This is a genomic window from Nonomuraea turkmeniaca (assembly GCF_005889735.1).
Lineage (GTDB): Bacteria > Actinomycetota > Actinomycetes > Streptosporangiales > Streptosporangiaceae > Nonomuraea > Nonomuraea turkmeniaca.
The window spans coordinates 1-15,811 of the sequence record NZ_VCKY01000248.1; the positions used below are offsets into that span (position 1 = coordinate 1).

The window sequence follows — 15,811 nt, forward strand, 5'->3', positions numbered from 1 at the left end:
GTATAAGCGACAGGGGCGGGGGTGCGGCGGGTGCGGCGGGTGCCGGGTTCGGCGGCCGGTGTGCGGGGCAGCGTGACGGCCGCGAACAGCGCGCACGCCAGGGCGACCCCGGCCACCACGGCCAGTGCGCCGTGCCAGCCCAGCGGGCCGGCGGCGAACCCGGTGCCGAGCCGCCCCAGCATCCCGCCGACCGAGTTACCCGCGATCATCACGCCCACCGCGCCCGCCAGCCGGCCGGCTCCGACCTGGTCGGCCAGGTACGCCGCCGCGACCCCCGCGAACCCGGCGATCGCCACCCCCTGAACCGCCCGCATGCCCAGGAGCACCGGAAAGGACGGCGCCAGCGGCAGCAGCAGCCCGAGCACCGCCGACACCACCACCGACCAGACGATCACCCGCCGCCGCCCCACCGCCTCGGCCAATGCGGCCACCGGCAGCACCGCCACCGCGAGCGCGCCCGTGGCCATGCCGATGGCCAACGACGCGCTGCCCGGATCGAGCCGGAAGGCGGCGGCCAGCTGCGGCAGCACCGGCTGCGGCGCGTACAGCAGCGCGAACGACGACAACCCCGCCGCCGCGACGGCCGTGCCGACCCGCCGGGTGTCCACCTGTGCCGGCGCTCTCCGCGCTTGGATGACCACCCGAACAACGCTAAGCAAAGCTAATAAATACGTCTAATGCGGAAACAGGCGATAATTCATACCGTGATGGATGAATCGGATGAGCAGCTGGCCGCCCACCTCGCGCCCGCGCTCGCCCTGCTGGCCGCGGTCGGCGAGACCGGCCACGTGACGCGCGCCGCCGAACTCCTCGGCATCCCGCAGCCCACCGCCAGTCGCCGCCTCGCCGCCCTGTCCGACCTGGTCGGCGCCCCGCTGGTGCTGCCGTCCGGCCGCGGCATCCGCCTGACCAGAGCGGGCCGCACGCTGGCCGACGCCTCCGCCCGCGCGCTGAGCACCGTCACCGGCGCCGCCCGCGAGGTACGCGAGGAGATCGACCCGGATAGCGGCCGCATCGTGCTCGGCTTCCTGCACCTGCTCGGCCGCACGCTCGTCCCGTCGCTCATCCGCGGCTTCCGCGAGCACCACCCGCGCGCCCGCTTCAGCCTGGCCCAGGGTTCCCGCCAGGACATGTTGCGGGCCCTGCGCGAGGGGGAGATCGACCTGGTGTTCGTCGCCCCAATGCCGCTGGACGACCCGGACCTCACCAGCCGGCCGCTCGCCGACCAGGAGCTGGTCCTGTCCGTGCCGCCGTCGCACCGGCTCGCGAGGCGCGAGCGGGTGCGGGCCGCGGAGCTGGCGGGGGAGGAGCAGGTGGCCCTGGAGCACGGGTACGGACTGCGGCAGATCACCGACGACATGTGCGCGGCGGCGGGGTTCGAGCCGCGGATCGCCTTCGAGTGCCAGGAGTCGGAGACCATCCGCGGTCTGGTGGCGGCGGGACTCGGCGTCGCCGTCCTGCCCCGCTCGCAGCCGGGACCCCGCTCGGTCACGCCGGGCTCGGGCGTCGTGGAGATCCCGCTGTCGCCTCCCGCGTTCCGGACGATCGGGGTGAGCTGGCCGGCGGGGGAGCGGCTGACCCCGGCGGCGCGGGCGTTCCGTGACCATGTGTGCTCGGGCGCCATGGACCTGGGTCCCGGCTTCCGGCCCGCCCGGTCGTGAGCTGCTACGTTTCCGGGTCATGACACATGACGGCGACGCGGGCGTGCCGGGCTCGCTGGCGAGGGTGCTCGCCGAAGTGGCGGCCGAGCGGGCGGCTCAGGACGAGAGGTGGGGCATGCAGGAGCTCCCCGACGGCACCGGTGGCGAACGTACGCGGGCTGAGTCCGACCTGGCCCGGCATGAGACGGAGACGGCGGCCCGCGACGGCGCGCTGACGTGGCGGCACATCCTGGCCGAGGAGGTGCTGGAGGCGTTCGCGGAGACCGACCCGGACCGGTTGCGCGCCGAGCTGATCCAGGTGGCCGCCGTGGCGGTGAAGTGGACCCAAGCCCTCGACCGCCGCTCGGCGCCTTCCGCCCCCACCGGGAGGAGCCGGTTCCGGGCCATCGTCGACGTGCACGTCATGCTCCTGCGCGGGGACACGCTCCTGCTCGCCCGGCGCGACGGCACCGGCTACGGCGACGGACTGTGGCACCTGCCGTCCGGACACCTGGAGGCGGACGAGCCGGCGACCATGGGCGCCGCCAGGGAGGCGGCCGAGGAGCTGGGCGTGACCATCGATCCGGCCGACCTGACGTTCGCCCACGTCATGCACCGGGCTCCCGACCGGGTCGGCCTCTTCTTCACCACCGAGAGGTGGACCGGCGAGCCGTACAACGCCGAGCCTCACAAATGCTCGGAGGTCGCCTGGTGGCCCGTAGACGCGCTACCTGCCGACATGGTGGACTATCCGGCGGCGGCCATCGCGAACATCCTCGAACGGATCCCGTTCGCCCAGCACCATTGGTCTACATCCCCTTGACGTAGCTACATGGCGATGTCGCTCTTGGAGCGGTGGGCCCAAGCGGGAAGCGGGTCTGAGGCGTCCATCGACTGCCCGACTACGGCTGGTGGATCTTCCTGCCGGCGTCGAGCGGCAGCGCCGGGCTCAAGGGCTGCCGGCAGGAGGAGTGGCGTGCCGACGCCGACGCCGACGCCGACGCCGCCGTGCCGGGTCGGGATCGCTGCCGGGGCCGCTCGAAGGACGCGGAACGGCTTCCTCCACCGAACGATGACGCGGGGCACATGAGGAGGCCGGGGCCCCGGACGGGACCCCGGCCAATCACTGATCAGGACTTACTTGTCGGAGCGCTCGGTCACCCTGATCGCGTTGACCAGCGGCTTGCCCGCGCTGCTGACGAAACGGACATTGAGCTGGCCGTCGGTCACCTCGGTGGTGAAGGTCCGCGTATGCGCGGCGTAGGTGCCCACCTTCAGCGCGATGTCGAGGTTGGGCAGTACCTCGGCGTCCTCGATCAGGACGTCGAAGACGCGCTTGTTGGCCTTGGTCTCCTCGACCTCGGCGAAGCCCAGCTCGACGGTGTAGGTGCCGTTCGGCACGTTGTCGAACCGGTACTCGTACATGCCCTGCCGGTTGGTGCGGTACACCTTCTGGTTGTCGGTGCCCGCGATGGTGCGGCTGGTGGACTTGGTGGAGGTGTTGCCGAGGTAGCCGACCCCGGTGGTGGTGGTGTAGGCCCGGTCCTGGTACCAGGTGTCACCGGCCGCGTCCACGCTGGAGGTGCTCGAGGCCGAGTCGATGGCGGCCTGGTAGGCCGGGACGATGACCTTGACGGGAATGCTGATCGTCGGTGTCCTGCCGCTTTCCGACGTGACCACCAGGGTGGTCTCCAGGATCGTGCCCCGCTCGGCGGCGGAGGTGTCGATCCCCAGGGTCAGCGTGGTCGTGCCGCCGGTTGCCAGGTTCCCGGTGGCCGGGGTGAGGGTCAGCCACGGGGTGGCGCCCTCGACGGTGAAGGCGGTGCCCAGGCCGGGGTTGCTGAGTTCCAGTGTCCTGGTCCGCGTCTGCGCGACCGGGACCACCACCTCGAGGTTGTCGAGCGAGGCCGCCACCGCGCCGGTGCGCAGCGCGGCAGAGCCCTCGCTCACCCCGGCGCCCTCAAGGGTCACCGTCTTGGTCGTGCTCTCGTAGTGCGGCGCCGCCAGTTCGACCTGGTAGTCCCCGGCTGGGTACTGGGCGGCGTAGGTGCCGTCGGCGAGGGTCGTCACGGTGCCGGCCACCGTCTCACCCGACTTCACGGTCACTGTGGCACCCGCGACGGCCTCGCCGTCGTTGGCGTCGGTGACCGTGCCGTACAGGATGCCGGTCTTGGTGGGCTTGAAGTCGATGCTCAGCCCGTCGGACAGGGCGGGCTTGTTCAGCGAGTACTGGAAGGCGACGGTGCCGGTGTGGTTCTCGATGCCGATGGTGGCCTGGTCCCCGGTCTCCCGGCTGACCGTCGGGTCGATGTCCTTGTAGCGGAAGCCGATCGAGCCGTCCTCACCCAGCAGCACCTCGAAGGACAGCCGGGCCGTACGGGGACTGTAGAAAGCGGCGTTGCGGTACTCCACCACGTACGTCCTGCGCGGGCTGGTGCCGGTGACCCGGGTGTAGACCCCCGAGTCCGCGTCCAGGTAGAGGTCGTCCCACAGGGCGTAGAGCGCGGCGTTCGGCGTGCCGGTTGCCGGGATGGCGACGTTGGTGCTGCCCAGCGCGGTGCCGTTGAACACGATGCCGCCGTTGACGCCGATCCGCCCGGAGGTGTACGGCGTGCCGTACAGGTTGAAGGTGAACGGCAGGGTGAAGGTGGCGGTGGTGCTGTCACCGGTCAGGGTGACCGGGTCGGTGCCCTCGACCCAGGGCTCCTCGCCTGCCGTGCAGGTGTAGCCGTAGGAGTCGACCCGGTCGGCCAGATTGACGTCGGCGGTGATGTCACCGGTGACCGAGATCGCCTTGGTCGCGTCCGCAGCGCAGAGGTCGGGCGAGGCGATCTGCAGGCTGTAGTCGCCCAGTGGCAGGGTCAGGTCGTACCTGCCCTCGTCGTCGGTGGTCGCGGTGACCGGGGTTCCCGTCACCGTGATGGCGGCGCCGGCCGCGACCCCGGCCCGGCTCCTGACCGTGCCGCTCACCTTGCCCGAGGGGGCGGCCGTCAGTGCGATGTCCTTGGTGACCGTCTCGTTTTCGAGGACGGTCGCGGTCATCGTCGCTGTCTCGTAACCGAACTTGATCGCCGTGATCGTGTAGTCGCCCACGGAAAGGTTCTTGGACTCGTAGGTGCCGTCGGCGCCGGTGACCACCGAGCGCTTGATCGGACCCTCGATGTTCAGCGTCACGCCGGAGAGGGGCTCGCCTCCCGAGGTGGCCTTGCCGGCCAGGATGCCGGTCGGGCCGTGCGGCGCCATGGAGACGGCGGCGTAGGTGTCGAGCTTGCCCTGGCCCCAGACATTGTTGTCCGCTGCTGTGCCGCCGCAGGTGACGTTGTTGACGTCGAGGGCCGTCTGGTCGAGCAGGGCCCGGGTCTCGGCCAGGTTGCCGCGCAACGCGGGAGAGTAGGACCAGATCAGCGCCACCGTGGCGGTCGTGTGCGGTGTCGCCATGGAGGTGCCGGTTTTGGACCCGTAACCGCCGCCGGGCAGGCTGGAACGGACATTCACCGCGGGGGCCGAGATGTCCGGCTTGATGTCGCCATTGATGCCGGGGCCGCGCGAGGAGGAGGCGTAGACGTTGCCGGCGCTGTCGAACCCGCCGCTGGCGTAACTCTGCTGGTAGACGCCGGGGCTGCCCGCGGTGCCGCAGGAGGATCCGGCGTTGCCGATGGCGAAGGACGGGAAGATCCCGGCGGCGACCCACGAGTCGACGATCTGCGTGTACCACAGATCCACCGTGTCGGCGCCCCAGGAGTTGTTCACCGCGTCGGGGGCGAGGTCGGGGCGGGGGTTCTGCCCGTTGGCGTCGGTGGGCGCGGCGATCCACTGGCCGGCGGCCAGCAGATGCTCACGGGCACAGTTGCTGGAGCCGCAGCCCTTGGCCGCGATCCACTTGGCGCCGGGCGCCACGCCGATCTGGTTGGCGCCGTCCTCGCCCACCATGGTGCCCATGGTGTGGGTGCCGTGGCCGTTGTTGTCACACGGGACGCCGCCGGTGCACAGACCAGTGGCGTCGAAGAAGTTGTACGCGTGGCTGTAGGAGCCGTCCGCGTTCAGGCCCCGGTACTTGGACTTGACCGCCGGGTGGGTGTGGTCGACACCCGAGTCGAGGTTGGCGACGACGATGCCTTCGCCCTTGACTCCGAGGTCGGTCCACACCCTGGGCGCGTTGACGGCGCTGATGTTCCACTCGACGGCGTTGACCGAGGGCTCGTCCTTGCCCGGCTCGGGCATGTCGATCGCGATCTCGTCGTCGGCCTCGATGGCGGCGACCTCGGGCAGTTCGGCGATCCGCTCCAGCGTCGCCGTGTCGCCGATGACCTTGACCATGTTGACGATCCAGAACGATTCGTACTCGGCCTGCTCCCGGTCGAGCAGGGCGATGAGGTTCTTCTGGGTGAGCTCGGCCGTCTGTGTCTTGGCCGCGTAGACCGCCTCGGCTTTGGCGACCTTGTCGGTGGCCTGCTGGGCGGCGAGAAGGTTGGCCTGGTCCTTCAGCCGGACCCAGTAGACGGCCTTGTCCTCCTTGTCGAGCTGCTGAAGGACTTCGGCCTCCGTCTTCGCCTGAACGGCCTCGGTCGGGTCGTCGTCGGCGAGGGCCGGGCCCGCGGCCAGGGGTAAGACCACGGCCGCGAGGACGCCGGCGATGGCCGTGCGCCATCGCCTGGTGTTTCGATTCACAGTGCTCCTTGAGGGGGCTCGGGCTATTCGATGATCACGCGAATGCGAGATCATCTGACAGTGATAGTCAGGCAAGGTTGTTTATGGATCAACGGAGTTCTCGTGACGTATCGGCGACACGGCGGCAATACGTCAGGTACGTGAATCCGCACGACTTCAAAGAAGGTGAGGTTTGATTTGTTACACACTTTCGGTCTTGACGACCTGGAGGAAAACGCCTATCTCGCCCTGCTCCGCCTGCCCGCGAGCGACGAGAGGGACCTCTCAGAGCGCCTGGGGCGCCCCGCCGAGACGGTTTCCGTAGCCGTTGATCACCTGGTCAAGGAGGGGTTCATCCGGCGGGCCGGCAACCGGCTGCTCGCCGTCCAGCCGGACGTCGCCTTCGGGCCCGGGCTGCTGCGCCGCCACGGAGAGATGCAGCGGGTGCAGACGTTCATAGCCACCCTCATGGAGGAATATCGCGAGCGTTCCGCCCTGCGTGACGCCCGTGAGGCGGTGGAGGTCGTGATCGGCGCCGCCGAGGTCATGGCTCGGTGGCAGCACCTGCAACGCGCGGCCCAGAAGGAGGTCAAGAGCCTGGCCAAAGAGCCGATCGTGATCTCGGCCGACAACCAGGCTCAGCGGGTGGCCATGGCCTCCGGCATCGTCTACCGGAGTGTGTACGAGCGCACGATGATCGACGTGCCCGGAGATCCGTACCAGCTGGCCTGGTCGGCCGCCAACGGCGAGCTGATGCGTATCGCGACCGACGTACCCACCAAACTGATGATTTTCGATGGGCGCGCGGCATTCGTACCATTGATGTCGGCCAGTGTTGAACCTGCCGCCCTGGTGATCACGTCGGGCACCTTGCTGGGCGTGCTCAACTGGGTGTTCGAAACCGTGTGGGCAGGTGCAGTGCCCTTCCCCGCGACCGAAAACACGCTCGGCCCAGAGGAGCAGCGGCTGCTCTCTCTTATCATCGCCGGATACACCGATCGCGCGATCAGCAAGCAGTTCGGCCTCAGTCATAGGACCGTGCAGAGGCGTGTGCGCCAGCTCACCCGTCTGGCTGGTGTGGAGACCAGGCTCCAGCTCGTCTGGCACGCCGCCAAGCATGATTGGCTGTGATCGTCAGCCGGGACAGCAGATCTTCGGGCCCCCGGCCGGTTCCTCGCTCAGCCGGAAGATCTCCGGCTGCGGACGCTCCACGCGTTCCCGCGCGGCACGCCCGCGGCCCCTGACCGACCCGCACGTCGGGTTCAACCGCCGGGTCGGCGCGTTCCAGCCGGTGGTTGCCGACGGCCGCGGAGAAGGCGCACGTGGAGGCGCTGATGCTACAGGCGGTTGACGGCTTATCTGTTCTCTGTAGAGGATGCGCCTACCAGTGTCCGCCTTCGGATGGGGACGGCCATGATGCCGGAGTCGTTCAACGCCAGCGCTTTTCTCGTGGACCGCCAGGTCGAAGCCGGTCGAGGCGATCACGTCGCGGTGACGGGGCCCGCGGGCGCCCTCACCTACGCGCAGCTCGCCGCCCGCGTCGCCGAGCTGGCCGCCGGGCTGCGGGAGCTGGGCGTCCGGCCGGAGGAGCGGGTGCTGCTCGTCATGTCGGACCGCCCCGAGACGGTGGTGGCCATCCTGGCGGTCATGCGGATGGGCGCGGTCGCCGTGCCGATCTCCACCATGTACAACGGCGCCGAGCTGGCCACCCTGTTCCGGGATGCTCGGGGGCGGGTCCTGGTGGCCACGCCGGAGTTCGAGCCGGCCGTGCGCGAGGCGCTGTGGAACTCCCCCGACGTGACCACGCTCGTCCTCATGGACCCGGCCGGCCTGAACGCGGGGTTGCCGGACGCCGGGATGCGGGTCCGGGCATGGGCGGACGTGCTGGAGGCGGGCCGGGCCGCCGGGGCGGCGCAGGAGGGAGGCGCCGGGGCCGCGTACGACAGCTGGCGCGACTCGCCCGCCCTCTGGCTCTACACCTCGGGCACGACCGGAGCACCCAAGGCCGCCATGCACCGGCACGGCTCGATCCGCGACGTCTGCGAGACCTACGGAGCTCAGGTCCTCGGCATCCGCCCCGGCGACCGGTGCTTCTCCGTCGCCCGGCTGTTCTTCGCGTACGGCCTCGGCAACTCCCTGTTCTTCCCCCTCGCCGCGGGCGCGACCGCGATACTCGACCCGGCCAGGCCCACCCCCGCCGGGGTGATCGAACGGGTGATGGCGGACCGGCCGACGTTGTTCTTCGCGGGCCCCACGTTCTACACGGCCCTGCTCGCCTCCGGCGCCCCCGGCGACGCGTTCCAGTCGGTCCGGCTGGCCGTCTCGGCCGGCGAGGCGCTGCCCGCCGAGATCTACCGGCGCTTCACCGAGCGGTTCGGCGTGGACATCATCGACGGGCTGGGCTCGACCGAGGCCCTGCACATCTTCATCTCCAACCGGCCCGGCCAGGTACGTCCGGGCACCTCGGGCACCGTCGTGCCCGGCTACGAGGCCCGGCTGCTCGACGACCTCGGCGCCCCGGTCCCCGACGGGCAGCCCGGCCACCTGTACGTCCGGGGCGACTCCATCGCGACCGGCTACTGGTGCCGTACCACCGCCACCCGCCAGGTGTTCCAGGGGGAGTGGCTGCGGACCGGCGACACCTACACCCGCGACGCGGACGGCTTCCACCACTGCCTGGGCCGCTCCAACGACCTGATCAAGGCGGGCGGCATCTGGGTGTCGCCGATGGAGGTCGAGGCCAGGCTCCTGGAGCACACGTCGGTGGGCGAGTGCGCGGTCGTCGCCTACATCGACTCCGACGGGCTGGAGAAGCCGGTGGCCTGCGTGGTGCCGGCCGCGGGCCACGCGGTGGACGCCACGGAGCTGGTCACGTTCTGCCGTGACGGCCTGGCCTCGTTCAAGCGCCCGCGCGAGGTGCTGGTCGTGGATGAGCTGCCGAAGACGGCCACCGGCAAGATCCAGCGCGTGGTGGTCCGGCAGCTCGCCGCGGACCTGCTGGGCAAACGTCAGACCGGACCCGTGCCGTAGATCGAGATGGCGAACGGCCGGTACGTCGCCGTGTAGACCTCTTCCCCGAGCCGGGGCAGCGTCGCGTCCAGGTAGTGGTGCAGCCGGGTGGCCTCCGGCCACGGGTGGACCGCCACCAGGACGCCTCCGGGTGCGAGCAGCTCGCCCAGCCGCGCCGAAGCCTGGCGCAGGCGGTCCGTACGGCCCAGGTAGTAGAGCGTCTCCGAGCAGAACACCAGGTCGAAGTGCTCGTCGGGGCGATGGGTGAGGATGTCCGCCCGCATGAAGCGCACCCGCGCGTTGTCCTGCACCCGCTCGCGCGCCCGCGCCAGCGCCCGCTCGGACACGTCCACCCCGGTGATCTCGGCGTCCGGGTACGCGGCCGCGAGCGCGTGCGTGAACACGCCCTCCGCGCAGCCCACCTCGATGATCCGCCGGTACGGCCTGGGCGGCAGGTGATGCAGCGTGGACAGGTACTTCTGCCGTTCGTAGCTGTCGGTCGCCAGCTTCCACGGATCCGGATTGCGGTGCCACCAGTCGAAGTAGCGGCGCAGGAGCACCCCCTGCGCCGCCGGCGAGAGCAGCGACAACGTCCGGAAGAACGTGCGATGCATGATCTCGGGGAAGCTCGGCATGCGGTCAGCGGCCTCTCTCGATGGGGACGGAGGAATGTCCCTGGCGTGAGGTGGAGTCGTTGCCGGAAGTGCATGCCCGCTGAGAGCAGACCTGACGCGTGCCTCCACCCGGGGACGTCCCTCCGCGCGGATCACCACCGGATCAATCCAGCGGATCCCCCGCGATCCCGTCGTAGAAGCCGATCACGCTGGCCATCAGCCCTACGTCCTGCCGCAGCTCGACGTCGCCCACCCGGCCCACCGGCACCACGCCCCGCGAGTTGCACAGGAAGACCTGGTCGAGGTCCGGCAGGGCGGACACCTTCAGCGGGCGCCGCTCCTGCGGCACGTCCATCCGCCGCAGCAGCCCCATCGTGATCCCGCGCAACATCGGCGCGTCCGGCCAGATCAGCCGGCCGCCCGCGAAGCCGCCCAGGTTGGTGATCGCGCCCTCGCTGATCAACCCGTCCTCGGTGGTGAGCAACGCCTCGTCGAAACCCTCGCGGGCGACCTGGCGGATGAGGTGCGCCTGCGGGAAGCCGGCCGCCTGCTTGATGTGCGGCAGATACCGCTGGTAGACGACCGGCTTGACGCTCTGGGGGCGGCCGGACAGGTGGAAGGGCGGCTTGGCGGCGGCCATGACGACCGGCCGGCCGCCGGACTCCACGACGTAGACCCGCACGCTGGCGTCCCGCCCGTCGTCGCCGAGCACGGCCCTGATCGAGCCGAGCACCGCGGCCCGGTCGAGCGCCACCCCGAACAGCTCCAGGTTGGCGCTCTCGAGCCGCTGGACGTGCAGATCGAGCCCGCGCACCCGGCGGTCTCTGACCTGCATGGCGGTGAAGTGCCCGTAGCGGGCCTCCAGCGCCGCATGCGCGTCGGCGCCCACCGGCCTGCCCTCGATCACTGCGCGTCCCATCACGTGATCTACTTTACGTACACGGCCGCCGACCAGCGGACCGGACGGTTCGTGGACTCGCCCCACCGGCCCACCCCAGGTTGCCCGGCCGTCAACCGGCTCCCGCTCGCGTGACGGTGAAGGGAGCCATCTCGCCCAGCCCGCGGACCGACAGCTTGTCCACCGGCCGCAGCCGGAAGGCCCGGTCGCCCTCCAGCTCCTCGGCCATCGCCGGATCGGCCAGGATCGTGCCGGGCAGCGACAGCGCGGTGAGCCGGCTCGCCAGGTTGACCGTGGTGCCGAACACGTCGCCCATCCGCCAGATCGCCGGCCCGGCCGCCAGCCCCACCCGCAGGTCAGGCATGCCCCGGCCGCGCGCGTGCGTCTCCACCAGGCGCAGCGCGATCTCGGCCGCCACGTGGGCCTTGTCGGCCACGAACAACACCGAGTCGCCCAGCGTCTTGACCACCCGGCCGCCGGTGGAGGTGATGACGTCGGCCGAGCCGCCCTCGAACCTGTCGATCAGCCTGGCCAGCTCGCTGCTGGTGATCTGCCTGCTCAGCCGGGTGAACGCGACGAGGTCGGCGAAGCCGACGGACAGCCGTACCGCGCTCATGTCCTGCTCGGCGATGCGGCCCGCCGCGGCGGCGAGCTGGCGCTGCCAGGCGTAGACCAGCAGCTTCGCCAGGTCGGGCACCACCCGCTCGGCCCGCCGGCGCCAGGCCCGCGGCCGGTCTGCCAGCGGCACGCCCGCCTGGTCCAGGGCCTCGACGCCCAGCTCGGCCTGCGACTCGGCGAGCCGGGTGGTGGCCCGGCCGAGCGAGCGGGCCATCAGCAGCACGTGCTCCTCGTCGTAAACCCCGGAGCTGACCATGCCGAGCAGCGTCTTGAGCGCCTCGACGTCGGAGTCGGTGAACTCGACGGCGTCGTCGGCCACGTTGGCGAATCCCAGAGCACGCCAGAAGCGCCGCGCGCGGTACACCGGCACCCCGGCCATCTCGGCCACCTGGTGGCTGGTGTAGCGGCGCGGCTCGCCCAGGAAGGCCTCTGTCAGCCCGTTGTCGTCCCCGCGGCCCACGCGTGCAAGATAGCACTGTGTGGGGCAAATCACTCGAGAAGGGCTTGCAGCGCGATGCGCTCCTCCTCGGGGACGTAGCCGGCGTAGTAGTCGTACACCGACCTGCGGAAGAGCCGGGCGGCCAGCGGGCCGTCGCCGGCGCGCACGGCGGCCAGCACCTCCTCGTGGTGGGCGATGCTCCGGCGCATCAGCGCCTCCTCGTCGGGAGCGGCGGCGATCTTGCCGGCGATGAGGCCGACCACCACCGAGCGCACGACGTCGGTGCAGACCTGGATGAGCTTGTTGCCGCTGGCCCGCGCCACCACGTCGTGGAAGGCGACGTCCGCGTCGCTGAAGGTGTCGCGGTCCGCCTCTTTCATCCGCTCCACGGCCGCGGCCATCTCTTCCAACTGCTCCTCGGTACGCAACCGCGCCGCGAGCAGGAGTGCCGCCGCGTCCAGCACCATCCTGAACTGCACCAGCTCGCTCAGCGACAACTCCGCGACCCGGGCCAGCGTGGTCATCGACTTGTGCAACGCGGCAGGGGAGAACGGCAGCACCTCGGCCCCGTTCGGGTCGCCGGGCCGCGAGCGCACCAGGCCGCGCGACTGCAGCACGCGCAGCGCCTCCCGCACGGTGGACCGGCTGACCGAGAACTGCACCATGAGCTCGCGCTCGCTGGCCAGCCGCGCGCCCGGGCCCAGGGCGCCGCTCTCGATGGCCTCCTCGATCTGCTCCACGATCCGTTCGTAGGCGCGTACGGTACGCACAGGCTCGAACCGCGGACCACCCATGGACGTCCCCCTTGACCCGAGCCGTTGCCGACTGGCAATGTGCGTAGCCTACTGGTCCGACCAGTGCACTAGCCAGGAGGCTGCAAGACATGAGGCGCATCGGGATCTGGATCGCCGTGGGCGGTCTCCTGCTGAGCACTGCCGCCTGCGGCGGCGACTCCGGCGGCGGCGGCACTTCGACCCCCGCGGCCCCATCGTTGTCCGTCGGATTCGTGGCCGAGCCCGCGAACCTGGACTTCACCTCCACCGAAGGCGCCGCCATCCCGCAGGCGCTGCTCGTCAACGTCTACGAGGGCCTGGTCAAGCTCGACCAGGACGGCAAGATCGTGCCGCTGCTGGCCGAGAAGTGGGACGTGTCGAGCGACCGGAAGACGTATACGTTCACGCTGCGCAAGGACGTGAAGTTCAGCAGCGGTGCGGCGTTCACGGCCGACGACGTGGTGTTCTCGCTCGACCGGGTCAAGACCGACTGGAAGCTCAAGATCAAGTCTCAGCTCGACGTCGTCGACAAGGTGGAGAAGAAGGACGACTCCACCGCCGTTGTCACGCTCAAGCGGCCCAGCAACGGCTTTCTCTACTCGATGGCGACCAGGCTCGGCGCGATGTTCAGCCGCACCGGCGTCGCCGACCTGGCCAACAAGCCCGTCGGCACCGGCCCGTACGTGCTGGGCTCGTGGCGGCGCGGCGACTCGATCCAGCTCAACGCCAACCCTTCCTACTGGGGCACGAAGCCGCCGCTGTCATCGATCACGCTGAAGTACTTCAAGGACGCCACGGCGATGAACAACGCGCTGCTGACCAGTGGCATCGACGTCATCTCCAGCGTCCAGGCGCCGGAGTCGCTGCAGCAGTTCGCCGACCCCAACCGCTTCCAGACGGTCGAGGGCACGACGAACGGCGAGGTCGTGTTGTCCATGAACAACGCCCGCCCGCCGTTCGACGACAAGAAGACCCGCCAGGCCGTGCGCCACGCCATCGACCACAAAGCGCTGCTGGACACCGCCTGGGCCGGGCGCGGCCAGCTGATCGGCTCGATGGTGTCGCCGACCGACCCGTGGTACGAGGACCGCACCGTCGACTACCCGTACGACCCGGCCAAGGCCAAGGAGCTGCTCGGCGGCAAGACGCTCACCGTCAAGATGCGCATCCCGAACCTGCCGTACGCGGTGGCGAGCGCCCAGGTCGTCAAGTCCCAGCTGGCCCAGGTGGGCATCACGGCCGACATCGAGCCCCTGGAGTTCCCGGCCCGCTGGCTGGACGTGGTGTTCAAGCAGGGTGACTACGACATGTCCATCATCAACCACGTCGAACCCCGCGACATGGGGATATTCGCGGACAAGTCGTACTACTTCCGTTACGACAACCCGGAGTTCGGCAAGCTGCTCGCCTCCGCCGACGAAGGCACCGAGCAGCAACAGACCGACGACCTCAAGAAGGCCGCCAAGCTGCTGTCCGACGACGCCGCGGCCGACTGGTTGTTCCTGTTCCCCAACCTGATCGTGGCGAAGAAGGGCGTCACCGGGCTGCCGAAGAACGCCATCGCGGAGTCCTTCGACTTCACCGCACTCGCCAAGCAGTGATCCTTTACCTGCTCAAACGGCTGGCGGTGCTGCTCGCGAGCACCGCCGTGGCCGGGGTGGTGGTGTTCGCGTTCATGGCGCTGCTGCCCGGCGACCCGGCCGAGATCGCGCTCGGCGTCAACTCCACCCCGGAGGCGGTGGCCGCGCTGCGCACACAGTTCGGCACCGACCGGCCGGCCGCCGTGCAGTTCTTCGACTGGTTCGGCGGGCTCGTCCAGGGCGACTTCGGCACCTCGTACGTGACCAGCTCGCCCATCGGCCCGCAGATCAGCGACCGGCTCGGCGTCACGGCGGTGCTCGTGCTCGGCGGCATGGTGGTGGCGGTGCTCATCGCGGTGCCGCTCGGCACGTTCGCCGCCGTGCACCACCGCAACCCCCTGGGCGCCGTCATCAGCGCGGCCAGCCAGGTCGGCATCGCCGTCCCGGCGTTCCTGGCGGGCATCCTGCTGGTCTTCGTCTTCGCGGTGCAGGCGCAGGCGCTGCCGTCCGGCGGGTACGTGCCGATCGCCGAGAGCCCGGGGGAGTGGCTGCGCAGCCTCCTGCTCCCGTGGTTGTCGCTCGGCCTGGTCCAGGGCGCGGTGCTCACCCGCTACGTGCGCAGCGCCGTGCTGGACGTGATGCGCGAGGACTACCTGCGCACCGCCCGCGCCAAGGGCAGGGGCAGCACCGGCGCGCTGTGGCGGCACGGCCTGCGCAACGCCTCGATCCCCGTGGTCACCGTGCTCGGCCTGCAACTGGCCACGCTGCTGATCGGCGCGGTCGTGGTCGAGCGGGTCTTCGTCATCCCCGGGCTCGGCGACCTGCTGCTCAACGGCGTGGCCGGGCGCGATCTGCTGCTCGTCCAAGGTGTGGTGATGGTGCTGGTCGCCGCCGTGCTCCTGATCAACTTCGTGGTGGACGTGACCTACCACCTGCTCGACCCGAGGTTGCGATGAGAGGCCGCATGAACGCCTCGCTGCTGGTCGGCGGCACGCTCGTGGCGCTGGTGGTGCTGGCCGCGCTGGTGTCGTTCTTCTGGACGCCGCACGACCCAACGCTCGTCGACGCCGCGCGCAAGCTCCGAGCGCCTGGCGACGGCTACCTCCTGGGCGCCGACAAGTTCGGGCGCGACACCTTCAGCCAGCTCATGGTCGGCGCCCGCACCACCCTGTACGTCGGCATCGTGGCCGTCGGCATCGCCGCCGTGCTCGGGGTGCCCCTGGGAATGATCGCCGGCATGTCGCCGTGGGGCTGGTTGTCGGAGCTGATCATGCGGGTCAACGACCTCGTGTTCGCCTTCCCGGCGCTGCTGCTGGCCGTCATGCTCGGCGCGGTCTACGGCGCGGGCACGCTCACCGCGATGATCGCGATCGGGGTGGCCACCGTGCCCGCGTTCGCCCGCGTGGCCCGTGCGGCGACCCTGCAGGTCATGGTCACCGACTACATCCTCGCCGCCCGGGCCACAGGACGCCGCCGCACCGCGATCGCCGTACGGCACGTGCTGCCGAACATCGGGTCCGTGCTCATCGTGCAGGCGTCGGTGTCGTTCGCGATCGCGATCCTGGCCGAGGCGGCGCTGTCGTTCCTCGGCTT

Annotated in this window: 13 protein-coding genes; 7 read left to right on the forward strand and 6 right to left on the reverse strand. The window is 70.4% G+C overall.

Annotated elements, in window-relative coordinates:
• Nucleotides 1-641: MFS transporter (locus tag ETD86_RS44685; RefSeq protein ID WP_211370708.1), on the reverse strand; the 641-nt coding region annotated here is incomplete at its 3' end.
• Nucleotides 642-707: 66 nt separating this feature from the next.
• On the opposite strand from ETD86_RS44685, the gene ETD86_RS44690 reads away from it, so the two are divergent.
• Entirely contained in the window at nt 708-1,661 is a 954-nt protein-coding gene (locus ETD86_RS44690; RefSeq protein WP_138672709.1) for a LysR family transcriptional regulator, read from the forward strand.
• 19 nt (nt 1,662-1,680) lie between these two features.
• Nucleotides 1,681-2,463, forward strand: a complete 783-nt coding sequence (locus tag ETD86_RS58740) for an NUDIX hydrolase (RefSeq protein ID WP_246149256.1) — start codon at nt 1,681-1,683, stop codon at nt 2,461-2,463.
• A gap of 314 nt (nt 2,464-2,777) precedes the next feature.
• On the opposite strand, the gene ETD86_RS44700 is transcribed toward ETD86_RS58740, so the two are convergent.
• A complete protein-coding gene (locus ETD86_RS44700) occupies nt 2,778-6,308 on the reverse strand; it encodes a S8 family serine peptidase (RefSeq protein WP_211370709.1) in 3,531 nt (1,176 codons plus the stop codon).
• 177 nt (nt 6,309-6,485) lie between these two features.
• Between ETD86_RS44700 and ETD86_RS44705 the strand changes: the two genes are divergently transcribed.
• Together ETD86_RS44705 and ETD86_RS44710 are read left to right on the forward strand one after the other, a co-directional pair.
• On the forward strand, nt 6,486-7,418 hold the full coding sequence (locus ETD86_RS44705; RefSeq protein ID WP_170223601.1) for a TrmB family transcriptional regulator: 933 nt from the start codon (nt 6,486-6,488) through the stop codon (nt 7,416-7,418).
• A 282-nt stretch (nt 7,419-7,700) separates the two neighbouring features.
• Entirely contained in the window at nt 7,701-9,317 is a 1,617-nt protein-coding gene (locus ETD86_RS44710; protein ID WP_211370710.1) for a benzoate-CoA ligase family protein, read from the forward strand.
• Here ETD86_RS44710 and ETD86_RS44715 read toward each other — a convergent pair.
• The 4 genes from ETD86_RS44715 to ETD86_RS44730 form a co-directional block, all read right to left on the reverse strand.
• On the reverse strand, nt 9,296-9,931 hold the full coding sequence (locus ETD86_RS44715) for a class I SAM-dependent methyltransferase (protein WP_138672701.1): 636 nt from the start codon (nt 9,929-9,931) through the stop codon (nt 9,296-9,298). The genes ETD86_RS44710 and ETD86_RS44715 overlap by 22 nt on opposite strands.
• 142 nt (nt 9,932-10,073) lie before the next feature.
• Nucleotides 10,074-10,829, reverse strand: a complete 756-nt coding sequence (locus tag ETD86_RS44720) for an aminotransferase class IV (RefSeq protein WP_246149260.1) — start codon at nt 10,827-10,829, stop codon at nt 10,074-10,076.
• A 91-nt stretch (nt 10,830-10,920) separates the two neighbouring features.
• Complete coding sequence (locus ETD86_RS44725) at nt 10,921-11,886, reverse strand: adenylate/guanylate cyclase domain-containing protein (RefSeq protein WP_170223602.1); 966 nt, start codon at nt 11,884-11,886, stop codon at nt 10,921-10,923.
• A 29-nt stretch (nt 11,887-11,915) separates the two neighbouring features.
• Nucleotides 11,916-12,659 (reverse strand): FadR/GntR family transcriptional regulator, encoded by a 744-nt coding sequence (locus ETD86_RS44730; RefSeq protein WP_138672704.1) that lies wholly within the window; start codon nt 12,657-12,659, stop codon nt 11,916-11,918.
• An 89-nt stretch (nt 12,660-12,748) separates the two neighbouring features.
• Here ETD86_RS44730 and ETD86_RS44735 point away from each other — a divergent pair, with 89 nt between their 5' ends.
• The 3 genes from ETD86_RS44735 to ETD86_RS44745 all read left to right on the forward strand — a co-directional run.
• Nucleotides 12,749-14,239, forward strand: coding sequence for an ABC transporter substrate-binding protein (locus tag ETD86_RS44735; protein ID WP_138672705.1), 1,491 nt, complete (start codon nt 12,749-12,751; stop codon nt 14,237-14,239).
• The gene (locus ETD86_RS44740) at nt 14,236-15,174 is read left to right on the forward strand and encodes an ABC transporter permease (protein ID WP_138672706.1); all 939 of its coding nucleotides are present in this window, start codon (nt 14,236-14,238) and stop codon (nt 15,172-15,174) included. The genes ETD86_RS44735 and ETD86_RS44740 overlap by 4 nt, the downstream gene beginning before the upstream one ends.
• A gap of 8 nt (nt 15,175-15,182) precedes the next feature.
• On the forward strand, nt 15,183-15,811 hold a 629-nt coding region (locus ETD86_RS44745; RefSeq protein WP_246149258.1), incomplete at its 3' end, for an ABC transporter permease.